The 22,682-nt window shown below is 74.1% G+C and carries 23 protein-coding genes and 1 riboswitch; of the genes, 10 read left to right on the top strand and 13 right to left on the bottom strand.

Annotation, left to right across the window (positions count from 1 at the left end; all coding sequences use genetic code 11):
- Positions 1-391: 391 nt before the first annotated feature.
- Positions 392-1,999 carry a coagulation factor 5/8 type domain-containing protein gene (locus tag ACIPAE_RS34805; protein ID WP_402450783.1) on the bottom strand — a complete coding sequence of 536 codons (1,608 nt, stop codon included), beginning with the start codon at positions 1,997-1,999 and terminating at the stop codon, positions 392-394.
- 406 nt (positions 2,000-2,405) lie between these two features.
- On the bottom strand, positions 2,406-2,675 hold the full coding sequence (locus ACIPAE_RS34800; RefSeq protein ID WP_329361690.1) for a hypothetical protein: 270 nt from the start codon (positions 2,673-2,675) through the stop codon (positions 2,406-2,408).
- Positions 2,676-2,913: 238 nt separating this feature from the next.
- On the opposite strand from ACIPAE_RS34800, the gene ACIPAE_RS34795 reads away from it, so the two are divergent.
- Positions 2,914-3,405 (top strand): GNAT family N-acetyltransferase, encoded by a 492-nt coding sequence (locus tag ACIPAE_RS34795; protein WP_402450781.1) that lies wholly within the window; start codon positions 2,914-2,916, stop codon positions 3,403-3,405.
- Between the two features lie 348 nt (positions 3,406-3,753).
- On the opposite strand, the gene ACIPAE_RS34790 is transcribed toward ACIPAE_RS34795, so the two are convergent.
- The gene (locus ACIPAE_RS34790) at positions 3,754-4,635 is read right to left on the bottom strand and encodes an SDR family oxidoreductase (RefSeq protein ID WP_402450779.1); all 882 of its coding nucleotides are present in this window, start codon (positions 4,633-4,635) and stop codon (positions 3,754-3,756) included.
- A gap of 88 nt (positions 4,636-4,723) precedes the next feature.
- On the opposite strand from ACIPAE_RS34790, the gene ACIPAE_RS34785 reads away from it, so the two are divergent.
- On the top strand, positions 4,724-5,302 hold the full coding sequence (locus ACIPAE_RS34785) for a helix-turn-helix domain-containing protein (protein ID WP_329361684.1): 579 nt from the start codon (positions 4,724-4,726) through the stop codon (positions 5,300-5,302).
- Between the two features lie 115 nt (positions 5,303-5,417).
- On the opposite strand, the gene ACIPAE_RS34780 is transcribed toward ACIPAE_RS34785, so the two are convergent.
- Positions 5,418-5,864 carry a winged helix-turn-helix transcriptional regulator gene (locus tag ACIPAE_RS34780; protein WP_402450777.1) on the bottom strand — a complete coding sequence of 149 codons (447 nt, stop codon included), beginning with the start codon at positions 5,862-5,864 and terminating at the stop codon, positions 5,418-5,420.
- Between the two features lie 96 nt (positions 5,865-5,960).
- Here ACIPAE_RS34780 and ACIPAE_RS34775 point away from each other — a divergent pair, with 96 nt between their 5' ends.
- Positions 5,961-7,295, top strand: coding sequence for an MFS transporter (locus ACIPAE_RS34775; protein ID WP_402450775.1), 1,335 nt, complete (start codon positions 5,961-5,963; stop codon positions 7,293-7,295).
- On the opposite strand, the gene ACIPAE_RS34770 is transcribed toward ACIPAE_RS34775, so the two are convergent.
- Positions 7,234-9,171 carry a GAF domain-containing SpoIIE family protein phosphatase gene (locus ACIPAE_RS34770; RefSeq protein ID WP_402450774.1) on the bottom strand — a complete coding sequence of 646 codons (1,938 nt, stop codon included), beginning with the start codon at positions 9,169-9,171 and terminating at the stop codon, positions 7,234-7,236. The two genes, ACIPAE_RS34775 and ACIPAE_RS34770, sit on opposite strands and share 62 nt — an antisense overlap.
- Before the next feature lie 269 nt (positions 9,172-9,440).
- On the opposite strand from ACIPAE_RS34770, the gene ACIPAE_RS34765 reads away from it, so the two are divergent.
- Positions 9,441-10,094 (top strand): uracil-DNA glycosylase, encoded by a 654-nt coding sequence (locus ACIPAE_RS34765; protein WP_366413130.1) that lies wholly within the window; start codon positions 9,441-9,443, stop codon positions 10,092-10,094.
- A 164-nt stretch (positions 10,095-10,258) separates the two neighbouring features.
- Here the strand turns inward: ACIPAE_RS34765 and ACIPAE_RS34760 are convergent, their stop codons facing one another.
- Positions 10,259-11,104, bottom strand: a complete 846-nt coding sequence (locus tag ACIPAE_RS34760; protein WP_329361673.1) for a GH25 family lysozyme — start codon at positions 11,102-11,104, stop codon at positions 10,259-10,261.
- Between the two features lie 489 nt (positions 11,105-11,593).
- The gene (locus ACIPAE_RS34755) at positions 11,594-12,076 is read right to left on the bottom strand and encodes an NUDIX domain-containing protein (protein ID WP_402450772.1); all 483 of its coding nucleotides are present in this window, start codon (positions 12,074-12,076) and stop codon (positions 11,594-11,596) included.
- 46 nt (positions 12,077-12,122) lie between these two features.
- Between ACIPAE_RS34755 and ACIPAE_RS34750 the strand changes: the two genes are divergently transcribed.
- Complete coding sequence (locus ACIPAE_RS34750; RefSeq protein ID WP_402450769.1) at positions 12,123-12,659, top strand: CbrC family protein; 537 nt, start codon at positions 12,123-12,125, stop codon at positions 12,657-12,659.
- Positions 12,660-12,679: 20 nt separating this feature from the next.
- On the opposite strand, the gene ACIPAE_RS34745 is transcribed toward ACIPAE_RS34750, so the two are convergent.
- Positions 12,680-13,204 carry an AAA family ATPase gene (locus ACIPAE_RS34745; RefSeq protein WP_402450767.1) on the bottom strand — a complete coding sequence of 175 codons (525 nt, stop codon included), beginning with the start codon at positions 13,202-13,204 and terminating at the stop codon, positions 12,680-12,682.
- Between the two features lie 85 nt (positions 13,205-13,289).
- A complete protein-coding gene (locus ACIPAE_RS34740) occupies positions 13,290-14,270 on the bottom strand; it encodes a ribonuclease BN (protein WP_402450765.1) in 981 nt (326 codons plus the stop codon).
- Positions 14,271-14,457: 187 nt separating this feature from the next.
- On the opposite strand from ACIPAE_RS34740, the gene ACIPAE_RS34735 reads away from it, so the two are divergent.
- Together ACIPAE_RS34735 and ACIPAE_RS34730 are read left to right on the top strand one after the other, a co-directional pair.
- Entirely contained in the window at positions 14,458-15,051 is a 594-nt protein-coding gene (locus tag ACIPAE_RS34735) for an NAD(P)H-dependent oxidoreductase (RefSeq protein ID WP_328473086.1), read from the top strand.
- 72 nt (positions 15,052-15,123) lie between these two features.
- Positions 15,124-15,555, top strand: coding sequence for a winged helix-turn-helix transcriptional regulator (locus ACIPAE_RS34730; protein ID WP_402450762.1), 432 nt, complete (start codon positions 15,124-15,126; stop codon positions 15,553-15,555).
- 58 nt (positions 15,556-15,613) lie between these two features.
- On the opposite strand, the gene ACIPAE_RS34725 is transcribed toward ACIPAE_RS34730, so the two are convergent.
- Complete coding sequence (locus ACIPAE_RS34725; protein ID WP_402450759.1) at positions 15,614-17,332, bottom strand: GDSL-type esterase/lipase family protein; 1,719 nt, start codon at positions 17,330-17,332, stop codon at positions 15,614-15,616.
- Positions 17,333-17,594: 262 nt separating this feature from the next.
- Positions 17,595-17,658, top strand: a riboswitch (guanidine-III (ykkC-III) riboswitch).
- 31 nt (positions 17,659-17,689) lie between these two features.
- On the opposite strand from ACIPAE_RS34725, the gene ACIPAE_RS34720 reads away from it, so the two are divergent.
- On the top strand, positions 17,690-18,010 hold the full coding sequence (locus tag ACIPAE_RS34720; protein WP_328473093.1) for a multidrug efflux SMR transporter: 321 nt from the start codon (positions 17,690-17,692) through the stop codon (positions 18,008-18,010).
- A gap of 153 nt (positions 18,011-18,163) precedes the next feature.
- Here ACIPAE_RS34720 and ACIPAE_RS34715 read toward each other — a convergent pair whose 3' ends face one another.
- From ACIPAE_RS34715 to ACIPAE_RS34705, 3 genes are all read right to left on the bottom strand, one after another.
- Positions 18,164-19,084 (bottom strand): LAETG motif-containing sortase-dependent surface protein, encoded by a 921-nt coding sequence (locus ACIPAE_RS34715; protein WP_402450757.1) that lies wholly within the window; start codon positions 19,082-19,084, stop codon positions 18,164-18,166.
- 364 nt (positions 19,085-19,448) lie between these two features.
- Positions 19,449-20,288: a glycoside hydrolase family protein gene (locus ACIPAE_RS34710; protein WP_329361658.1), complete on the bottom strand. Its 840-nt coding sequence runs from the start codon at positions 20,286-20,288 to the stop codon at positions 19,449-19,451.
- 12 nt (positions 20,289-20,300) lie between these two features.
- Positions 20,301-21,116 (bottom strand): thaumatin family protein, encoded by an 816-nt coding sequence (locus ACIPAE_RS34705; RefSeq protein ID WP_402450754.1) that lies wholly within the window; start codon positions 21,114-21,116, stop codon positions 20,301-20,303.
- Between the two features lie 250 nt (positions 21,117-21,366).
- On the opposite strand from ACIPAE_RS34705, the gene ACIPAE_RS34700 reads away from it, so the two are divergent.
- Together ACIPAE_RS34700 and ACIPAE_RS34695 are read left to right on the top strand one after the other, a co-directional pair.
- A complete protein-coding gene (locus tag ACIPAE_RS34700; RefSeq protein ID WP_329361654.1) occupies positions 21,367-21,807 on the top strand; it encodes a MarR family transcriptional regulator in 441 nt (146 codons plus the stop codon).
- Positions 21,808-21,936: 129 nt separating this feature from the next.
- Positions 21,937-22,509 carry a YbhB/YbcL family Raf kinase inhibitor-like protein gene (locus tag ACIPAE_RS34695; protein ID WP_402450751.1) on the top strand — a complete coding sequence of 191 codons (573 nt, stop codon included), beginning with the start codon at positions 21,937-21,939 and terminating at the stop codon, positions 22,507-22,509.
- Positions 22,510-22,682 lie beyond the last annotated feature (173 nt).

Here is a 22,682-nt window from a genome sequence, read left to right as displayed (position 1 = left end):
GATCGCCGCCGGGGAACCCTTCGCATCATGGGAAGTTCGGATCGTCGGAACAGCGGCTTGTCGACATGCCAGCTCGTCGGAACGTCCGATCGTCGCAACGACAGCTCTTCGGAACGACAGCTCTTCGGAACGGCGGACCTTCGGAACGTCCGATCGTCGGCACGGGCGGAATGTCGTAGTCCGGCCGCCCGAACCGCGGGCGCGGCCTTCGCCGTACACCCGTGAGGGGGCCGCCGCCCGCGCCGGGCAACGGCCCCCTCACCCCCATGGGCCACGCGTCAACGCGCCGGGCACCTCACCAGGTTCACCGGCGCGGGTGCCGGTGCCCGGATGGGCCACGGCACCGTTGATCACGTGGTCGATCACATCGGCCCGTCCTGCGGGCCGCCGGTCAACCGGTACCCGTGAGCGAGCGGCCGCCCTCGCCGTTCCGCGCCACGCCGGACGTCAGGAAACGCGCCACGAACAGGCCGCTGGCCCGCACGTCGTCGCCGTTGACCATCACGTCGGCCGCCGCGCCGCCGGCCGGCCGGTCCTCGCCGGTGCCGGGTCCGGCGCGCCACACCCGGACGTGGTCGAGCAGCACATGGTCGCTGTTCACGACGAGCGCGGTGGCCGCCCGGCCGCCGTCGCCGATCCGAAAGCACACGTCCTGCACGGACGCCGGGTCGCGCGGGTCGCTGCGTCCGCCCCGCCGGGCGCCGATCTCCAGCAGCACGATCGTGTCCGCCTGGTCCGCGTCGGCGGGGTCCGCGTCGAACCGCAGCCCCGCGATCCGCACCCTGCGCGCGTCCGCGACCGTCATCGGCACCACACCCTGGCGCGGGGCGAGCGTCACATGGCCGAGCCCCAGCACCACCGTGCCGGCCCACTTGACCTTGATGGTGTCGGCCAGTTCGTAGCAGCCGGGGGTCAGCAGCAGGTGACGTCCTTGCGACAGCGCCTTGTTGAGGGTGCGCACCGAGTCGGAGGGCCTGGCCACGAAGAACCGGTCGATCGGCACCGACGAGCCCGGGGTGCTGCCGCCGGCCCAGCTCGCGCCGACCGCGCCGTGCCGCAGCGCCGGCAGGAACACCCGGTACCGGCCGCCCTCGTCGACGTAGAGGAACGGCTTCTCGCGGCTGAGCGGGCCGCCCGGCGGCGTGACCCGCGGAGCCGTGCCCGGCACCGAAGATGGCGGGTCGGGGAAGGCCGGCGCGGGCGCTCCCTCGACGCCGGCGAAGACCTGCCGCCCGGCCGGGTCCGGCCAACCGCCGACCCGGCTGTCCCGGGTGAGCGAGCACTGCCGCGCGGTGTCGAGCACCTCTCCGTCCACCACCGAGTCGGCGATGAACCCGTCACCGCAGGCGCCGTCCGGCCCCGGGCAGAGCAGGAGCCGGCCGCGGACGTGCACCCGGCGCAGCGGCGCGGCGGGGGAGACCTCCCACCGCTGGGTGCCGCCGGCGGGCAGGATCGCGAGGTTCTCCACGGCGCGCCACGAGTCGGTGGCCGCGCGGTCGCCGCGGCCCGGCCCGCGCTGGTCCGCGGCCCGCACCGCGCCGTCGATCGTCACGTCGTCCGGGTGCGCGCCGAGGCCGGCCACGGACGTGCGGGGCCCGAGCCGTACGTCCACGGCGTAGCGGCCCGGCCTGAACAGCAAGGCGCTCCGGCCGCCGCCGACCGCGGCCGCGTTCAGGGCGGCCTGGACCTGCCCGACCGGCGTGTCCGGGCCGAAGACCTTCACGTGCGGGCCGAAGTCCGGCTCCGCGGGCGGCGACTGGCGGGCGTACGGGGGCCGCTGCCCGCTGCGGGAGCGCGCGGACCCGGGCAGGGGCGCGGGCGTGGAAGCGGGCGCGGACGCGGGAGTGGCGGCACCGGACACCGGAACGCCGCCGGGCAGGGCCGCGGTGGTCATGAACGTACGGCGGCCGAGCGCGTCGCCGACCAGGGTGTCCGTCCCGCCCCCGGGTCTGTGCGCGGCTGCCGGGGCTTCACTTCCTGCGGCCCTGCTTGATGACATACGTACGACCTACCTCTGTCCGGACGGCCCGGCGGCACCGCGACGCCCGGGCGGTGCGCGCGGGCGGGCGGGGGCGCTTGTACGCGAGCGGTGAGCCCCCGCTCTGAGAGCGCTCTCTGGGACGTACCTTGGAGGGCCGGGGGCGCCGTGTCAAGGCGTTGAGAGAGCGCTCTCCCCGATCCGCGGCAACCGGCGGCCTCTGGTGCGGGTGTGGCGGGTGAGGTCACGGGCCGGTGACGGTCCGGTCAAGGGTCGGGGGTGGGGTGGGGCGTTGCCGGGTGGGGGTGTTGCGGCGGGCGACGGTGTGGCGGCCGGGAAGGGCCGGCTCGGGGTCGGGGTCGGGGCCGGAGTGCGAGGGGGCGGGGGGGCGGGGGGTGGGGGTCGGCCGGGGATCGGCGGCCGGGGGTCAGGGGGTCTGGTCGGGGCTGTGGTGGGGCGCCCGGCGCGGGGCGCGCGCGTCCCAGGTCATCTGCTTCAGCTCCATCCGTGCGGCGGGCGCGGTGCCGGGGAGGGTGGCCCAGTAGGGGTGGGCGCTGATGCGGACGGACAGCCGGACCAGACGCCGGCGCAGCACCGTGGTGCGCGAGCCCGCGCCCGCGCTCGCCGCCAACTCGCGGTAAGTGGTGTACCAGTCGCGCTGGGCCTGGACGAGGTCGTCGGGAAAGGAGTGGGGCATGGCTGGATTCTGGCACATGTTCGAACGGCTGTGCGATTAGGGTGGTGGACCGGGTGTCGGGCGACCGCCGCGGCCTCCGGGCGTCGGGGCGCGTACGGCTGGGTCGTACGGTCGCGGCGCGGCCGGTCGGCCGGTCGGTACGCTCGCCCACGGCGACGCGCGGCCGGTCCGGCCGCGCTTGCTCGGGCGCCTGGGCCATGGGGTCCGGGCGCCGACGATCACCTGCCGGGAGGGCTCGATGGACGTGGTGCTGCGTGCGGTGGAGGACGGTGATCTGCCCGTCTTCTTCGCGCAGATGACGGACCCCGAGGGGGTGTGGATGGCGGCGTTCACCTCCGAGGACCCGGCGGACCGCGGCCGGTTCGACGCCCACTGGGAGCGAATCCGCCGGGACCCGGCGGTCGTCACCCGCACGGTGGTCGGTGCGGGTGGCGAAGTCGTCGGGCACGCTGGCGCGTACGGGCCGCCGGAGGAGCGCGAGGTGACGTACTGGATCGGCCGGGAGCACTGGGGTCGCGGGGTGGCCACCGCGGCGCTGCGCGCACTGCTCGCCGAGGTGCCCGAACGCCCCCTGCGCGCACGCGCGGCCGCGGACAACGCCGGCTCGATCCGGGTGCTGGAGAAGTGCGGGTTCGTGGTCACCGGCACCGAACGGGGGTACGCGAACGCGCGGCGCGCCGAGATCGACGAGGTGGTCCTCACTCTGCCGGCCCCTTCCGAACCCCCCTGACCTGGCGGCCCCGCCGGCGCGAACGCGTCATGACCGCCGAGCCCGATCGCCACCCGGTCGACGCCCCTGACGGCGTGGTCCGCGGGCGTGTGCGCCTCGGCGTCCTCGCCGTCGACCACGAGGCGTGCCGGGTCGGGGTCGGCTTCCGCGCACGGCGCTCGCCCTCACCCCCGCCGGTGACCACGCCTTCCAGGACGGAGCCACCCGACCGAGCGGCTCGTCCACCGGATGGAACGCGGGCGATTCGGCCCCAGGGTCCTGGCGGGGGTGCCGGGAGTCGCGCGCCGTCGGGCGAGCGGGTGGACGAGTGGGTGGACGGGCCGGGCGGTCCCCTCGAATCTGCGCGCGTCAGGGCTGAATGGTCTCCAGGTCCTCGAGGAGGCCGGCGTGGGTCGGCTGCCAGCCGAGCGCCTCACGGGTGTGGGCGCTGGACGCCGGCTGGTCCATGGCGAAGATCGGGCCGAACGGGCCGAAGTTCTCCTGCGGAACCTCCTCGACCGGCAGGCCCAGTCGCCGCCCGATGACCGCGGCGATGTCCCGCACCGCGTCGCCCTCGTCGCCGACGGCGTGCCAGGACGTCCCGGCCGGTGCGGACTCAAGAGCCAGGCGGAACAGGACCGCCGCGTCGAGCGCGTGCACGGCCGGCCAGCGCTGGGTGCCGTCGCCCGGGTAGCCGGCCACCCCCGTGCGGCGCGCCTGATCGGCCAGCAGGCCGGCGAATCCGCCCTTGCCCTCGTTGTGGACCGTGCGCGGCATGCGGACGGCCGTGCCGCGCACGCCGCGCGAGGCGAGGTCCAGCAGTGCGTTGACCGAACGGCCGCGACCGCCCACCGGGCCGTCGGTCGGCAGCGGATCGGCCTCGACGGAGGCGCGTCCCGGCACCCAGGGCGTGCCGGAGACCGTGACGATCGGGCGGTCGCTTCCGACGAGTTCCTGCCCCAGCGCGGCGAGAGCGGCGCTCTCCTCGGCGATGGCCCGGGTGAGCGCGTCCGGACTGCTGTAGTCACGTCCGAACGCCAGGCTGATCACGCCGTCGCACTGCGCCGCGCCGGACCGCAGGGTGTCGATGTCGGCCAGGTCGCCGCGCAGCACCTTGGCGCCGGCGCCCTCAAGGGCTTGCGCGGAGCCGTCCGAGCGAGCCAGTGCGAGAACGGTGTGGCCGTTGCCGAGCAGTTCGGCGACGACGGCGGAGCCGATGGTGCCGGTACCGCCGGTGACGAAGACATGCATGAGCTCTCCCTGAAAGTGATGAGACCATTGTCCCATCACCGACCCTACATGGTGATAGGACAGGAGTCTCATCACCTATCCTGGTCTCATGGCCAGATGGCAACCGGGAGCGGACCAACGACTCGTCGTCGCGGCGGTCGACCTGTTCACCGAGCAGGGGTACGACGCCACCACGGTGGCGCAGATCGCCGAGCGCGCCGGCGTCACCAAGAGCACCTTCTTCCGGTACTTCTCCGACAAGCGCGAGCTGCTGGTCGCCGGCCAGGAGACGCTCGGCAGGCTGCTCGCCGACGGCATCACCGAGGCCCCCGCGGGCGCCAGCCCGCTCCAGGCGGTGGCGGCCGGTCTCGAGCGCGCATCGGGCGCCATGGGTCCGGCGAACCGCGAACTCGGCCCCCGCCTCAAAGCGGCCGTGGCGGCCAGTACCGAACTGCAGGAGCGCGACGCCCTCAAGAGCGTCGGGCTCGCGGCCGCCATGACGGCCGCGCTCGTCGCCCGCGGTGTCCCGGAGCCGACCGCGCACCTCGCGGCCGAGCTGGGAGTCCTCGCGTTCAAGCGGGGATACGCCCAGTGGTCCGAAGGCGAGCGTGACGACACGGAAGGGCTCGCGCCGCATGCGCTGGCGGCCTTGGAGGACCTGCGCGCGGCAACCGCGTCGCTGGGCTGATCGATGCCGCTCGGCTGCCCCGACGTGCGTGCCGTTCGCGGGCGTCCTTGCGTGCGCCCCGCGGGCGTCCGGCCGTTGAATGCCCTTCGGCCGCCGGAGTCGCAGGGTGGGGCGGTCAGTCGAGTTTGTGGACGGTGGTGTCGTCGGGGGTGAGGCGCCGTCCGTCCGCGGCGTGGACCGCCAGGGCGCGCAAGGGGCGGCCCTGCCGGCGGTCGAGAAGCTCGGAGTGGGGCTCGCCCGGGGCGAAGAGGTTCTGCTCGCCCCACTGCCGCAGGGCGACGACGACGGGGAAGAGGCCCCGTCCCTTCGGGGTCAGTACGTACTCGTGGTAGGCGCTGCCGTCCGAGGCGGGCGCGGTGTCGAGGACGCCGGCGGCGACCAGGGCGCGCAGGCGCGCGGTGAGGATGTTCTTCGCCACGCCGAGGCTGCGCTGGAACTCCCCGAAGCGGCGGCTGCCGTCGAAGGCGTCCCGCACGATCAGCAGCGACCACCAGTCGCCGATGGCGTCGACCGACCGCGCGACGGGGCAGTCGCTGTCGTCGAAGCGGGTCCGCTCCACCATGGCGTGCCCTCCTCCTCATGTCCGGTTGCAACATGCTACCAGCTACGGCTACCGTCCGTCTGGTAGCAAGATGAAACCGGATGTGAGGGGCTGCGCGTGGGACGCGATCACAGGGTCATGGCGGGCGAGGCCGAAACCGCGATCGGTAGCGCGGGCGAAGCCGAGGTCTCGGGCGCGGGCACGGGAACGGGCGGCGCGGGCACGGGCGGCGCGGGCACGGGAGCGCGCGCGGCGCCGAGCACGGGGACGTCCGGATTCAGGCTCTCCAGGGGGCTCACCCTGCTCTTCGCCGTGGCCTGCGGCACCGCGGTGGCCAACGTCTACTTCGCCCAGCCGCTCCTCGTGACGCTCGGCCGCGACTTCTCGATCGGCACGGCGACGGTCGGCGCGATCGTGACGCTGACCCAAGTCGGCTACGGGCTCGGGCTGTTCTTCCTGGTGCCGCTGGGTGACCTGCTCGACCGCAGACGCCTCGTCGTCGCCCAACTCCTGTTGCTGGCAGCGGCGTTGACCGCCGTCGGCACTGCCGGGAACGCCGCGCTGCTGCTGGTGGGCCTGACCTCCGTGGGGCTGCTCGCGGTGGTCACCCAGACGCTGGTGGCCTTCGCCGCGTCGCTGGCCGCGCCCGAGGAACGCGGCAAGGTCGTCGGCCTGGTGACCAGCGGCGTGGTCACCGGCATCCTGTTCGCCCGCTCCGTCTCCGGCCTGCTGGCCGACCTCGCCGGCTGGCGCTCGGTCTACCTCTGCTCGGCGGCCCTCACCGGCCTGCTCGCCCTGACCCTCCACCGCCTGCTGCCGTCCCGGAACAAGGTCGCGCCGAGGGCCGGCGGGTACGGTCAACTGCTGCGCTCCACCGTTCAGTTGTTCGCGCGCGAGCGCCTTCTACGGGTACGGGCCCTGCTCGCCCTGCTGATCTTCGCCGCCTTCAGCACGCTGTGGAGCAGCGTCGCGCTGCCGCTCAGCGCACCCCCGCTCTCCTTGTCCCACACCGCGATCGGGGCGTTCGGGCTGGCCGGGGCCGCGGGCGCGCTCGCCGCCACCGGCGCCGGCCGGCTCAACGACCGCGGCCACTCCCGGCGCACCACCGGTATCGGGCTGGCCCTGCTCACCGTCTCCTGGCTGCCCCTGGCCTTCACCCGGCACTCGCTGTGGGCGCTGGCCGTCGGCGTGATCGTCCTCGACCTCGCCGTCCAGGCGGTGCACGTCACCAACCAGACGCTGATCTACGCGCTGCACCCGGAGGCGGGGAGCCGGCTGATCGGCGGCTACATGGTCTTCTACTCGATCGGCAGCGCCTCGGGCGCCGTCGCCGCGACCACGCTCTACGCGGCGGCGGGCTGGACGGCCGTGTGCGCGCTGGGCGCGGGGATCAGCCTGCTCGCGTTCCTGCTGTGGGCGGCGCTGCCTGAGCGGCCGGGCGCAGCGCCATGAGCACGATGTCGTCGCTGTTGTGGGGACCGGCGACCTCGCGGGTGAGGCGGGAGAGGAGTTCCGGGAGCGGCATCCCGCGGTGGGCGAGCAGCGAGGCCGCCGCGCGGGCGATGCCGTCGTCGATGTTCGCCCGGCGGTGCTCGACCAGACCGTCGGTGTACAGCAGCAGGGTCGCGCCGGGGTCGAGGCGTAGGTGCTGGTCGGCGCGGTCGGGCGGGGTGAGGGCGTGGTGGAAGAGCGCGTCGTGGACGGTCAGCTCCTCGACCCGGCCGTCCGCGTGCAGCAGCAGCGGCGGCGGGTGGCCCGCGTTGGTCCAGCTGACGTGCCAGGCCGGGCCCTGCCGGCGCAGGTGCGCGTGGATTAGGGTGCCGCCGGCCTCCAGCGGCAGGTGCGCCACCGCCCGTTCCAGGGCCGCCACGACCGCGGCAGGGCCCTGCCCGGGGTGGTCGAGCGCGGCCTGGCGCAGCATGCTGCGGACCTGGCCCATGACGGCGGCGGCGTGGATGTCGTGGCCGGTGATGTCGCCGACGGTGATCGCGAGGGTGCTGCCGGCGGCCACCGCGGGGGCCGCCGCGACCGGGCCGGGCCCGGAAACGGCCGAAGGCGCCGCCGAGGAAAGGGGCTCGGACAGGGACGCGAGCGCCTGCGGGGCCACGCTCAGGGGGATCGCGTCGTACCAGTCGCCGCCGACCATCTCCCCGGAGACCGCCGGCAGGTAGACCGCCGCCATGTCCAGGCCGTCGACCTCGGGCAGGGTGGTGAGCATGGCCTGCTGGAGCTGGTGGGCGACGTCGATCCGATCGTCCAGGAACACCGCGCGTTCCACCGCCTGGGCGGTGTAGCCGGCCACCGCGCTCAGCGCCGCGTACTCGGTCAGGTCGGTGCGGTGCGGCTCGGCCCAGCCCGTCACCAGCACGCCCAGCGGCCCGCGTACGGCGGGCAGCGGCACGCACACCGCGGACTGGAGCCCCAGCGAGTCGTAGGCGGCGACGGCCTCGGCGCTGTACCACTCGACGAGGTGGGCGCGGTCGGGCACGGTCACGGTGCGCCGCTCCCGCAACGCCCGCGCGGTGGGGAACGCGTCCTGCGGGCCGTACCGTTCGAACAGGGTCTCCACGGCGTGCGCGGTGTCGGGGTCGGGGACCCGGCGCAGCTCCCCCTCGTCGAGGAGCACCAGGCCCACATAGCTGGGCTTGAGCAGCCCGGAGACCAGTTCGCGCACCTTGCGGCGCACGTCGAGCAGGCTGACGGTGCCGGTCAGCTCCTCGGCCGCGCGCAGTTGCAGCTCCGCGCCGGCCAGCACCTGCTCGGCCGCCCGGCGGGCCTCGTCGGCGGCCGCGCGGGCCTCCTCGCCCTGGCGGTTGGCGATCCGCAGCCGCAGCTCCGCCGAGCACGCCTCGGCCAGGTCGGCGAGGTCCTGGACCTCCCGCCCGGTCCACTCGCGGATCACGGAGTCGATCGCGCACAGCGACCCCAGGACGTTGCCCCGGGCGTCGGTGAGCGGCATCCCGGCGTACGCGACCAGGCCCATGTCGGGGATGGCCAGGCTGTCGCGGGTCAGGTCGTCCGCACGCACGTCGGCCAGCACCAGCGGCTCCCGCGACGCCACCACGTACTGGCACAGCGAGTGCGTCAGCGGTGTCTCCCGGCAGCTCGCCCACGGATCGCCGAGCCCCACCATGCCGGGGAAGACCTGCCGCTCGGGCTCCAGCAGGGACACCAGGGCGACGGGCACGTCCAGCAGGCGCGCGACCATCCGCGCGAAGCGGTCCATGTCGGGGTCCGACCGGGCGGTCAGTCCCGCCTCGGCCAGCCCGCGCAGCCGGGCCTGCTCGCGCTCCGGCGCCTCGCGCCCACCACCGGGACCAGCAGCCAAAACCGGCCCTCCCACGTCATCCGAGTCCTGCCCGTAGCGGCCGTCGGGCCGACGGCGCAACGTATCAGCATCCTAAGCAGCCCGGGCGCTCCCCGCCTGCCAGCCCGCCGTACCCGGGCCCCGCGGAGGCGATACGGTGCGGGGGTGGCGGGTGTGCCGAGGTGCGAGGGGGACCGGGCGGCGGGCGGTCGGGGTCCGGGTCAGGCTTCGGGAGCCAGGACCGGTACGGGTACGGGTACGCATATGGACAGAGCTACGGGGTGGTCGCGGTGAGCGGGGTCGACACGGCGAGGTTCTGGTCGCTGCTGCGGCAACTGCCCGCGCCCGACGACGCGGAGTTCCTCTACGGCGCGGACGAGGCGGGCCGGCTGCGGACGGACAACCTGCGCCGCTACCTGGAGTTGATCGCCCGGAACCGGCCCGGCGTCATGCTGATCGGCGAGGCGCCCGGCTACCGCGGCCACACGATCAGCGGCATCTCGTTCACGAGCGTCCGCCAGCTCACCGCCCGGCCCGGGCCGATCACGGGGGACCCGGACGGCGACGGCTTCCGGGTGCCGCGGGACCCGGCGTTCGGCTGGGAGGCGTCCTCGGCGGTGGTGTGGGGCGCGATGGCCTCGTGGCGCGGGGCGCTGCCACTGTTCTGGCCGATCTACCCGCACCACCCGCACGAGCCGGGGCGCCCGGAGAGCAACCGCACCCCGCGGGCGGCCGAGGTCGCCGCGGGCGCTCCGGTCGCGCTCGCCCTCGCCGAGGCGTTCGCGATCACCACGTTCGTCGCCGTCGGCCGCAAGGCCGAGGCCGCGCTCGCCCGCAACGGCGTGCCCGCGGTCGCCGTACGCCACCCCGCCCAGGGCGGCGCCCGCATCTTCGCCCGCCAACTCGCCGAGCTGAACGCCTCGTTGACCGGTCAGACGCGGTAAGCAGCAAGCCGTCCCGCCGCAGGCCGCCGCGCTCCTGGCCCGGCACGCCCCGCGGCCTGTTCGCGCGGCGCCCTGGACGCGCCCGGACGGCATGAGGACGCGCCCGGACCGCGACGCCGACGTGGGCGGTTCGCCGTCCGGGCGCGGGGCCCCGAACTACCCGGTCAGGGCGTGTTGTTGGCCAGTGCCAGCAGTCGTGAGCTGTCGGCGCTGAACCGGTCGCGGTCCACCGCGCCCGAGATGCCGCTGATCGAACCGGAGTCGCTGTACTGCCAGAACGTCCAGAACGGGAAGCCGCTCGGGATGGTGGGGCTCGACCCGGTCGTCCAGTACGCCACGTTCAGCGGGCTCCTGGCGGACATGCCGGTCCAGCCGCCGGTGCAGCTGTTCCACCAGCTCGCGCTGGTGTAGATGACGACGTCGCGGCTCGTCTTCGCCTTGTAGGTGTTGTAGAAGTCGAGAATCCACGACTGCATCGAGGCCGCCGACAGGCCGTAGCAGCCGCCCTCCAGGTCCAGCATCCCGGGCAGCGTCAGGTTGTCCGCCGACCAGGCGCCGCCGTGGGTGGCGAAGTAGGTGGCCTGCGTCGCGCCGCTGGAGAGGTCCGGGTGCGCGAAGTGGTAGGCGCCCCGGATCACCTTGGCGTTGTAGGCGTTCAGGTAGTTGGCGCTGAAGTTCGGGTCGGTGTACGTGGTGCCCTCGGTGGCCTTGATGTAGGCGAACTGGATGCCCGCGGCCTTCACCGAGGACCAGTTGATCGACCCCTGGTAGTGCGAGACGTCGATCCCCTCGGGGTACGCCGCGGCCGGGGCCATGATGCCCTGGGCGTTGAGCTGGAGGTGCTGCGGGTCCGGCTTGAAGTCCTTGCTGTCCTGGACGTAGCCGACGCCCATGTAGCCGTGGCCGAGCGGGATGGTGCTGCCCGACGGCGCGGGCGCGGCGGCGGCCGGGCCCGTCGTCGACATCGTCGCGGCCAGCGCCAGGCCGGCGGTGAGGACGGCGGCCGTCATCAGTCTCCGCGGCACAGCCCGGGCGTTGCGGTTTCGGGAGAACAAGGCTTTCCTCCAGGCACGTTGGGGTGGGGGGAGCGTGCGGGTGCGTGGTGAGCTCGTGCTCGTCCGAGGAGCGGGTCTACTCGCGTAGCCCTGGCCTCACAGGTGACCGCGGGAGATCGCCGGTCGGGGTGGTGTGGTGCGGGTGAGGTGCTCGTGGTGAACGCGCCACGAGTGACGCATGAACGACCCTGTCGCGTAAAGGGGTTGGGGAAATCCTCTGTGGTCCAGTCCAGTTGGCCGGTCGCGGAGCTGCGGTGATGGGGCGCGGACGCCGGCAACTTTCAGCGCCGTGAAAGTCCGCTCGCACAGGCGTTTGCCGCGTGCTCATGTGACGGCAACTCCGTGGGCGCCGAACGGACGTGCGCCCGGCGCCGCCGTCCGGATCGCCCGGCGCCGCCGTCCGGATCGCCCGGCGCCGCCGTCCGGATCGCCCGGCGCCGCCGGTCAGGCGAGCATGCGCAGAGCGTCCGCGGTGGCCGGGGAGAGCCGCGGACCCGACGGCTCGGCCAGCTCGGACAGCGGTATCCAGCGGGCCGCGCTGGTGGAGCCGTCCTGCTCGGTGACGGTGAGCGGGCCCGGCGCCAGGCGGACGAGGTGGAAGAGCCCGACCAGATGCCAGCTCACGCCGAGCCGGTGCGCGGTGTACGTCCGGGCCTCCAGCAGGCGGGCGTCGAGCAGTTCGAGGCCGGTCTCCTCCCGCAGCTCCCGGGCGAGCGCCTCGGCCGGCTGCTCGCCGGGGTCGATGCCGCCGCCGGGCAGATGCCACGACCCGGGCTCGAACACCGGTGAGGCGTCGGAGAGCCGGGTGAGCAGCAGTTGCCCGTCGGTGCGGGCGATGGCGTAGGCCGACACGCGGGTGCGTACGGGCTGCTCCGGCACGGCTTCCCTCCAGGGCAGCTCGGGACGACGGGACCCCCATTCGATCATGCGGCCGGCGTGCGCGCCGCGCGGGGGAGCCGGTACGGTCACGCCCGTGACGGAGCCGCTGCCCCACTTCCCCTACCACCCCGACCCCGTGGCGACCGGCTCGGTCGCCGCCGCGGACCGGACCTGCGTCTGCTGCGGGCGGGCCCGCGGGTACCTCTACCGCGGTCCGGTCCACGCCGAGGCCGACCTGGCCGGCCGGATCTGCCCCTGGTGCGTGGCGGACGGCAGCGCCGCGCGCCGGTACGACGCCCACTTCATCGGTGACCCGATCGGCGACGACGTGCCGCTGGAGGTCCTGCTGAGGGTGGACCGCCACACGCCCGGGTACAGCGCGTGGCAGGACCCCCGCTGGTACTTCCACTGCGGCGACGGTGCCGCGTTCCTCGGCGCGGTCGGCGCGGCCGAACTCGCCGCGTACCCGGACGCGTCGGCCTTCCTGCGCGGTGAGATCGCGAACTGGGGCTGGGCCGTCGAGGACATCGCGAAGTACCTGGCCGCGCTGGACCGCGACGGACAGCCGACCGCGTACCTCTTCCGCTGCCGGGTGTGCGGCGCCCACCTCGCCCACTCCGATTTCACGTAGCGCGGGCGCCGGCGTCTTCGTCAGGTGAAGGAGGGCCAACGGTCGGTGGACCAGGCGTGCCAGGTGGGCCAGGGGGGAGGGGGAGGGTCGAGGTCGTGTCCGGTGAGCTCGGTGGGGGTGGGCTCCTGGAAGGCGGCTCGCCAGCGGAGGAGGTCCGCTTCGGTCATGGGGAAGGTCTCGTCCGGGGTGGCCGCCTGGCGGTGGGCGATCCGGGCGCGTTGGGTGTCGAGGTCCACCGGCGCGTACACGAGGTGGCAGGTGGCGCCCGCGGACCTCGCCAGCCAGCGGATCGCGGACCGCTCGTCGCGCGACCAGCAGCCGAAGTCCAGGATCACGTGGGTGCCCAGCCGCAGCGCCTGCAGGGCGAGGGAGAGCAGCCGTCCCTCCAGCACGTCGCGCTTGCCGCCCGCGTCGGACTCGCCGAAGAGCGGGATCATCCACTCGTCGGGCGTCAGCCGCAGCGCGCCGTGCTGTGCGGCCAGCTCCCGGGCCCGCGTGCTCTTGCCGGCTCCGGGCAGGCCGACGGTCAGGAACAACAGGGTCACACCGGGATCGTTCAGGGAGACCGGGGCGGAGGACAACTGCTTTCTCCGGGCGGGTACGGACTCGGGTGCGGGTTCAGGTGCGGGTTCAGGTGCGCGGGGGCGCCCCGGACCGGCCCGGAGCCGAGGCCGGGCGCGGCACGGCGGGGAGGAAACGGGAGAGCGGGGGCTCGGTGGCCAGGACGGCGCCCGCGGTGATGGTGAAGGTCAGGGTGACGCAGATCGCGATCAGCCAGGACAGGAGGGTGAAGACCGAGCCGAGCGGGCCGTAGGTGGCGAGGCTGCGGTTGAGCGCGATCGGCATGTAGACGCGGGCCGTGACCGAGAGGGCGGTCATCGCGGCGGCGGTGAGGACCGCCCCCGGCAGCAGCGGCAGCCAGGGCAGGCGGGCGCCGAGCAGGAGGTGCTGGGTCCACCACCAGACCGCGAGGTCGGCGAGGAAGATCAGTGGCACCCCGAGCCACGGCCCGGCGCCCAGCCCGTCGCGCAGCGGCCCTTGCAGGACGAGCACCGCCACCCAGGCCACGATCCAGGCGAACCAGCGCCACACCACCACCCGCGCCGCCGAGCGCGGCAGCAGCCAGGCGCGTTCGCAGACCCTGGCCATCGCCCGGCTGCTGGCGGTCGCGGCCAGCAGCGCGACCAGCGCACCGATCGCCCCGGTGGTCTGCCGCTCGGTGTCGGTGTCGGCGCTGTCCGGGCGGTAGAGCTGTTCGAGCTGGCGCTGGGCGCTTCCGTTCAGCCCGAAGAGGTCCTGCGCGGAGTCGACGATGTGGGTGCGGACGGACTGCGGGGTGAAGGCGGCCGCCACGAACATGAACGGCACGGCGGTGAGGAAGAGCTGCGCCGCCAGGCGGGTGGCCGCGTCCAGCAGGTTCACCGACAGCAGGCGCGCGGTCAGCTCGGTCAGTACGGGGAAGCGCTGCTCGGCCGTCCGGCGCGCGGCCAGCGTCCGCACCCGCAACGCCGACCAGCGCCCGCGCCGGCGTCCGCCCTCGCGCGCCCGCGCCCGCCGGGACCCGCCGCCCTTGCGGTCCGGCTCGCCCGGAGGCGGGGCCGTGGTGGCCATGGCTACCTCCGGCACGTGGGGGACGCACTGAGGGAATTATGCGATGAATGCGCTATTCACGCTGTTCGGGGCAGGCCGGAGCCGCGCGAGAAATCCACTAAGGTATTCTTAGTGCGCCGGGCGGATCGGCCCGGCGTACCGCTGGAACCGCGGAAACACCGAAACGCAGCACGCAGAAGGAGACGCGATGTCGAAGCTCGGGATCATTGTGGCGAGCACCAGGCCGGGACGGCTGGGTCTGCCGATCGCCCAGTGGTTCGAGGGGGAGGCGCGTACGCACGGCGGCTTCGACGAGATCGACCTGATCGACCTCGCCGAGATCGCGCTGCCCTTCATGAACGAGCCGAACCACCCGCGGCTCGGCCAGTACACCCACCAGCACACCCGCGACTGGAGCGCCCGGGTCGCCGGCGTGGACGCGCTGGTCTTCGTGATGCCGGAGTACAACTACGGCTACAACGCCGAGCTGAAGAACGCCATCGACTACCTGCACAACGAGTGGCTCTACAAGCCGGTCGGCTTCGTCAGCTACGGCGGGGTCTCCGCGGGCACCCGCGCGGTCCAGATGATCAAGCAGGTCGTGACGACCCTGAAGATGACGCCGGTCTTCGAGGGCGTCAGCATCCCCTTCGTCCGGCAGTTCATCGACGAGGAGGAGCAGGTCCAGCCGAACGAGACCATGCTCGCGTCGTCCAAGGCGATGCTGGACGAGCTGGTCAGGGTCGAGGCGGCGCTGCGCCCGCTGCGGCCCGCTCTGGCAGAATCCCGGCAGGGCGCGTAACACCGCACCGACAGCGCCGCGCGCGGGCCGCCCGCCCGCCCGCGGCGCGCACTACGGAGACGGGGGTCCCCGATGGCGTCCCAGGACCACGCGGCAGCGACCGAGATCCACCGGGTGTGCGAGCGGTTCCACGCCGCCATCGAGCTGATCGGGGGCCGGTGGACCGGCGCCATCCTGCGCGCCGTGTTCACCGGCCAGCACCGCTTCGCACACATCCGGGCGGCCGTGCCGGGGCTGAGCGACACCATGCTCGCCCAGCGGCTGCGCACCCTGGAGGAGCACGGCGTGCTCGAACGCCGGGCCGGGGCGAGCGGCCCGGCCCCGGTCGAGTACCACCTCACCGACAAGGGACGGGAGTTGGAGCCGGTGCTGGAGGCGGTCATCGCCTGGTCGCACCGCTGGATTCCGCTCCCGCCGGCTACCGCGCCCGATTCGCCGCCCGCGCCGGCCCCTTCGTCCGGGCCCGACTCGCCTTCCGCGCAGGCCCCTTCGCCCGCGGGGTGACCGCGCCCCCCCGCCCAGGCCCCGGCCGCGCCCCGCCGCTCGCTCCGGCCCCGCCCGGCTACGACGTGATCAGGTCGAACTCCTCCCACGGCCCGATCGCCGTGCGGTTCGCGATCAGCGGCGCCGCGCCCGCGTCCTCCGCCGTCACGTAGTCGCCGTCGGCCCGCGCCAGCAGGCTGACGCTGCCGTCGCCGTTGTGCACCAGCTGGAAGGTCTCCCATCCGCCGACCGCCGTACGGTTGGCGATCAGCGGGGCGGCGCCGGCGTCGTCCGCGGTCACGATCAGCCCGTTCGCGTGCGCGCGCAGCGCGATGTCGCCGCCGCCCAGGTCGAGTTCGTCGAACTGCTCCCACGTCCCGATCGCCGTGGCGCTCGCGATCAGCGGTGCCGCACCGGCGTTGGCGGCCGTGACGTAGTCGCCGTCGGCATGCGATCGCAGGCTCACCACGCCCGAGGACGGCTGGCCGCCGGAGCCGTCGAAGAGTGACAGGTCGACGGCGTCGGCGATGGCCTGCAACCCGGCCTCGTTCGGGTGGAGATGGTCGCCCGCGTCGTACGACGGCAGGTAGCGCTCCGGGTTCGCCGGGTCGTGGGTCGCGGCGTCCTGGTCGACCACGGCGTCGCACCCGCTGCCCGCGCCGCGGATGAAGGCGTTGACCGCGTCCCGGGAGTCCTCGCCGGCCTGCGACCAGCCGCCCGACCCCTGGAACGGGGTGAGCGTCGAGCACAGGAAGGAGATGCCGGCCTGGTGCGCGCGCGAGATGAGCTGCTGGAGCGCGGCGATCAACTGGTCACCGGTGGGCGGGTTCGCCACCCCGACATCGTTGATCGGGTCGTCGGAGAAGATCACCCAGCGCACTCCGGGCTGGCCGACCACGTCCCGGTCGAAGCGGTTGAGCGCGCTCTGCCCGGCGCCGTCGCTGAGCAGCTTGTTGCCGCTGATGCCCTGGTTGAGCACGCCGACCGTACGGCCGCTGCCCGACAGCCGCTGCGCGAGGTCGTTGGGCCAGCGGCGGTTGTCGTCCTGAGCCGAGGCCACCCCGTCGGTGATCGACGCGCCGAGCGTGACCACCGCGCCCGCGGCCGCGGAGTTCTGCACGTCCAGGTTGGTCAGGAACGCGTAACTGCCGCTCGTCGAGGCGCCGTTGAGCGTCGCGTCGGCGCTGACGTCGCCGCCCGCCAGGTAGTTGGTCTGGGTGCCCTGCTGGTGGTAGGTCGCCGAGCCGGTCGCGTTCGGCAGGTAGAAGCTGACCGCCACGTCCGACAGCGCGGACACCGTGAACGCCACCGAGTCGCTGACCGCCGTGCCGCCCGCCGGGATCGTCACCGACGGCTGCCCGCCGAAGTCCACCACCCGATCCGTGCCGGTGTCCACCGACGAGCCCGAGGTGCGCCGCGCCACATGCACGTCGGAGACGGTCAGCGGCGCCGACCCGAAGGCGTTGGAGATCCGGATACGGGCCGCGCTGCCGCCGATGCTGGTGTGCACGATCTGCCGGAGCGTCTGCTGGCCGTACGACGGGCCGCCGCTCTGCGGGGACACCGACCAGCTCCCGGTCCAGCCTTCGGCGTCGGCGGCCGGAGCGGTCGTGCGCGCGGGGGCGGACCGCGGTGCGGACCCGGATACGGGTGCTGGTGCGGATGCGGCTGCGGGCTCGGATGCGGTCGGCGTCGCTGCCGACGCGCCGGAGGACAGCGCCGGGACGGACAACCCGGCGGCGAGCAGGACGGCCGTGAGGACCGCCGCTCGCCGGCGGGCCGGTACGCGTCGTTGCATGGGAACTCCTGAGGGGGGAGGGGCGGGCGGGATGCCTGCTCCGTGGAGGTGCGACGGCGGACGCCTGGACTGTAAGTCCGCGCCCTGGTCCACGCCAATCCCCTTGCGGGCGGCGAAAGTTCGGATGACTCGCGGACGGATGTCCCGTGTGGTGGCGAAATCCGGCCGACCGGTGCCCTGACATCGGATCTCCCGGCCGCCGAGGTGGTGTGGTGACTCCGGTCACCACTTCGGCCGCACGGCTGCCGCGGCGCCGCGATTTGCTACGGTTGAGGTGTTCGCCCCGACGAGCGCGCCGTACCGGGACCCTGCAAAGACGGCGCACCCCCGTAGTCACCAACCCGCGGAGGTGCCGTCATGGCATGGGTCCTGATCATTGTCGCCGGTCTGCTCGAGGTCGCCTGGTCGATCGGCATGAAGTACACCGACGGTTTCACCCGGCTCGGGCCGAGCCTGCTCACCGGGGCCGGCATCGTGGCGAGCATGCTGCTGCTCTCGCAGGCGGCGAAAACCCTTCCGATCGGCACCGCCTACGGCGTCTGGGTCGGCATCGGCGCGGCCGGCGCCGCGGTGGTCGGCATGCTGCTGCTCGGCGAGCCGATCTCGGCCGCGCGGATCTTCTTCGTCTGCCTGCTGGTCGCGTCGGTGGTCGGGCTGAAGGCCACCTCGGGCCACTGACCGGCGTCGCCTCGCCCACGGCCCGCCCGGCGCGTCCTCCGACGCCGCCCGCGGGCACGGACAGGGGCCCGGATGCGGACTTCCGCATCCGGGCCCCTGTGGCGCTACGGCGCTACGGCGCCGTCAGCTGCGACGGCTCCGCCTGACGCTGTGTCAGTGCGCGCGGCCGGTGCCGCGGCGGCGTACCACGAAGGTCACCGCACCACCGAGGGCGACCAGCACCACGGCGAGCGTGGCGAACAGCCCGGTGTTGCCGCTGCTGCCGGTGTGCGCGAGCGAACCGGTCGCGGACGGCGACGGGGAGTCGGTGTCACCGACGGCCGGCGCGCTGCTCGTGGCGGTGGCGGTGGCGCTCGCCGTGTCGCTCGGCGTGGCGGAGGAGGTGTCCGTCGGGCTGCCCGACGGCGTGCCGGTCGGGGTGTCCGTGGGGGTGCCGGTCGGCGTGTCCGTCGGCGTGGCGCTGTCCGAAGGGGACGGCGACACCGGGGGAGTGGTGGGCTCGGTGGTGGTGCAGTCCTTGCCACCGGTCGGCCCGTTCCACGAGGCGAGCAGGTTGGAGCCGATCACCGACCCGTTCGGGCCGTGCGGCGCCGGGCCGTGGCCCGCGCCGGTCTTGCCGTCGTACTCGGTGCTGCCCTTGTACAGGTCGATCTGCGCGAAGCAGCCCGTGGCGGGCGCGGACACGGTGAGCGTGCCCTTCTTGTGGCGCTGCACGGTCACCGTGGAGAAGTCGGTGAGCACCTGCTGGCCGGAGGACGCGAAGTCCGGGCCCTGCGCGAGGTAGACCGCGAGCGAGACCGTGCAGGTGCCGCCGTCGGCGGTCACGCCGATGCTGATCCTGCCGTCGCTCGACGGCTTGATCGAGGCCAGGCCCTTGCCGGGCGTCCACGTCTTGCCCTCGACGGTGAACACGCACTTGCCGTCAGGGGTGGGCGTGCCGCCCGGTCCCTTGTGCTGCGCCGGATACGTCGACTGCCCGCCGTGTGCGGACGCCGGTCCGGCACCCACTGCCGTGGCGGCCGCGACCGCGGTCGCGGCCACGGCTATCTGCCATGTTCTGGTGCGTCTTGACATGAGAAAGCACCCCTCCCTCGTGCTCGGCGACCCGTGGTCGCACACGAGGGAGATCTGCTCCGGCGTGCGCCGCACCGATGTGCGCGGGCGTCGTGCGCCGGGAAACGGAATACGCCGGGCAGCCCCGGACCCGGGATCATGACGCATCGTGTCGGTGTGACCGGAGGTATGTCAAGCCAGGTCATAATGGCGAACACACCCTCGTCCCACCGCGTTTCGCCCGTTCCCGGACCACCTCTGACACCACCGGACGCACTCACCCCGCGCTCCCCGGCCGCCTCCCCGGGGGAGGTCGCGTGTCCGGCGGGGAGGCGATCGGGGGCAGGCGGTCGCGGCAGGTGGTCGGTGGTCCGGTGGCCGGTGGTCAGCTCGCCGCGCGGTAGGCCACGCCCGAGGAGTTGGGCACGGTGCCGTCGTACAGGCCGGTGGGGCTGGTCGCGGTGGACAGGGTGAACCAGGCGTAGCGCTCGACGAACGGCAGGCTGTCGAGCATGGCCGTGGAGGAGGTGACGAAGTCGGTCTGCTGCTGGGCGGTCGGGTAGCGCGGCGTGCTGCCGGAGAAGTCGGTGAGGGCGTACTCGGTGAGCCAGATCGGCTTGTGGTAGCGGTCGTACACCGCCTGGAGGTAGCCGCGCAGCTCGTCCGCGGCCGCCGACGAGAAGTCGCCGCCGTACCAGTGCAGCGGGATGAAGTCGACGCGGTAGCCGCGGGCCGCCGCGCCCGACATGAACTGGTCCAGCCAGCCGCCCGGGGTGTCGCCGCCGTACGCCACCGCCGGGGCGCCGAGCCGCAGCCCGGTCGCCTCCAACTGCGGCCACAGGTCGAGCGCCTGGTCGGGGGACATGGCCGCCTGGCCGGCCAGGTCGGGTTCGTTGAAGCCGAGTAGTTCGGTGCCCTGCTGGGCGGCCTGGGCGAGGGCGGTGGCGTTGACGTCGGCCGCACCCCAGATCATCGGCACGAACTCGGTGCCGGCCGGCCCCGTCACGGCGCCGGGCGTGGTGCTCCAGTCGTAGTACCAGCCGGCCCCGACGTCGGCGAGCGCCTGCGAGGCGCCGTCGACCGGGGTGACGCTCACGCCCTTGCGCGCGTCGGCGCCGGCCGCGGGGGTGCGGCCGAGCACGGTGAGCACGGCCAGTACGGCCAGGGCGACGACCACGGGCAGCAGGCGGGCGGGGACGCGGCCGAGGCTTCGCGAAGTGGTCACGGCGACGTCCTCTCAGTGGAAGGTGACGGTGAAGCCGCTGCATGACGTGCAGTCGCGCACCACCTTGTTGCCCGGGACGGTGTCGGCCTTCGACCAGGCGTAGGCCCAGGGGCAGTGCCCGCCGATCGCGTCGCTGTACGGGGTCTGCGCGTCGCGGTCGGGGTTGACGCACAGCGCGAGGCCGGTCCCCGCGTCGGTGGTCAGGTCGTCGGGCGGGCAGTACGGCAGCAGGTCGTCCGGGCAGCCCTCCGGGGCGCAGGCCCCGCCGTCCGGCGGCGGGGCGACACCGTCGGGGCTGATGGTGACCGGCACCGAGAAGGCGTTGACGTAGCTGACGTTGTACCAGGGCGCCAGGCTGTCGGACGGGTCGAAGTTGAACTCGGCGAGGCTGACCGGCTGTTCGCCGGTGGTGCAACTGCCCACCGAAGCCCCGCAGTCACCGAGTACGCAGTGGAACGTGCTGCCGTCGGCTCCCGAACACCCCTCGCGGGCGAAGAACTTGCCGCGCCAGTGGCCGGCGCCGGTGTCCTCCGGGATGGCGACGGTGGCGGACTGGCCGGTGTCGAGCGTGGGCAGTCCGGTGAGCTGCGCGGAGCCGTCGGCGTTGACGTTGCTGCCGATCCAGATGGTCTGCCCGGTGTCGTTGACCAGGGTGACCGTGTGCTCGGTGACGGTTGGTGCGGCGGTGGCGGTGGCGGTGGCGGTGGCGGGTGCGGTCGTGCGATGCGGTGCCGTGGCGGCTGCGGCGGGGCCGCCGGCCGCGGCGGTGGCCGCGAGCACGCAGCTGACGAGGAGCAACAGGGCGGACAAGGCCGAACGCAGCCTCATACGGACCTCCGTGGGGGGAAGGACGTGGGCAAGGACGTCGGGAGGACATCGTTGCCATGGTCATGCCCGTCTGGTTCCCGGATGAAGCCCCGCTTGCCGCCGCGGGCGCTGTGCGCCGGGCGTACGGGGGTGGCGAGGGGCGGCGCAGAGGGCGGGCGCCTTGGAGTCGCGGGGCGGGAGCGCGGGCCCGGGCGGGACGGGACTCGGGAGCCGAATTTGCTCAAGGCTGTTGATAAGTTAGGTTGAGTATATGGCCGACGAACCGGATGCCGGCGAGGTCGCCGCAGTCCTGCTGGCGAGCTTCAGCGTGCTGCTGCGACGGGTGCGACAAGTGCCCGCCGCGGGCGAACTCACCATGCCCGAGCGCAGCGCCCTGTCGCACCTGGAGCGCTCGGGCCCCACCACCTCCTCCGCGCTCGCCCGGGAGGTGCAGATCACCGCCCAGGCGATGGGGACGACGATCGGCGCCCTGCACGCCCGTGGCCTGGTCGAACGCCGTCCGGACCCGGACGACGGCAGGCGCGCCGTGCTCACGGTCACCGACGCCGGCCGGCAGGCGCTGCGGGACAAGCGCAACGCGCGGACCGAACTCATCGCCCAGGCCCTGACCAGCGGTATGTTCACCCCCGCTGAGCTGGATCAGCTCGCAGCGGCCGCCGCGCTGCTGGAGCGACTGGCCCGGAACATCTGACGCCGACGGAAACCAGCCGACCTCCCCAGGAGAGACAGCCATGGCACAGACGACGCACCACCGCACGTCCGCACCCGGCGGCGGCGCCACCGCCGCCGTCGTGGCGGTCCGGATGATCGGGGCGGCACGATGACACTGCTCGGCGGGCTGCTGAAGAACCGCAGGGCGGGGGACGCGCACCTGGCGTGGCACCTGCCCAACCTGCAAGGCCCCGACGAACTGGCCCTGACCAGCCGGGACTTCGACGAGGGCGGCGCCATGGCGCTGGAGCACTGCGAGAAGCGCGTGGGCGGCGCCGACCTGTCCCCGCACCTGGCCTGGACCGCCCCGCCGGCCGGCACCGCCCAACTCCTCCTGGTCGTCGAGGACATCGACGTCCCCCTGGCCAAGCCCGCCGTGCACTGCGTCGCCCTCGTCGACCCGGCGGCGGGGCACCTGGACCCCGGCGCGCTCCGCGCACGGCAACCGGCCCCCGGAGTACAGGCGTTGCGCGGCACCGTCGGGCGCGGGTACCGCGGCCCCGGGCCCATCAAGGGCCATGGGCCGCACCGTTACGTCTTCCAGCTGTTCGCCCTCGCCGCTCCCGTCAGCGCCACCCCTGACGGCACGTCACCGGAGCGGGCCCGGCCCCGCACCCTCCTGCCCACCGTCGCCGGGCCCGTCCTCGGCCGCGGCCGGCTGACCGGCGTCTACGAGCGCTGACCCCCGGTCCGGGGAGCCCGGACCCGTGGCCCTGGCGCGAGCCGCCGTGGGGGGGGGGGGGCCCCCCCCCCCCCCCCCCCCCCGGGGGGGGGCCCCCCCCCCCCCCCGGCCCGGGGCCCCCCCCCGGCCGGCCCGGGGCCGGCGGGGAAGACGCCCGCGAGCCCCCCCGGGCG

The organism is Streptomyces sp. NPDC087270 (genome assembly GCF_044744625.1).
In the GTDB taxonomy this organism is placed as follows: domain Bacteria; phylum Actinomycetota; class Actinomycetes; order Streptomycetales; family Streptomycetaceae; genus Actinacidiphila.
The sequence above is the reverse complement of the archived record's forward strand: the minus strand, read 5'-3'. Positions and strand labels throughout refer to the sequence as shown.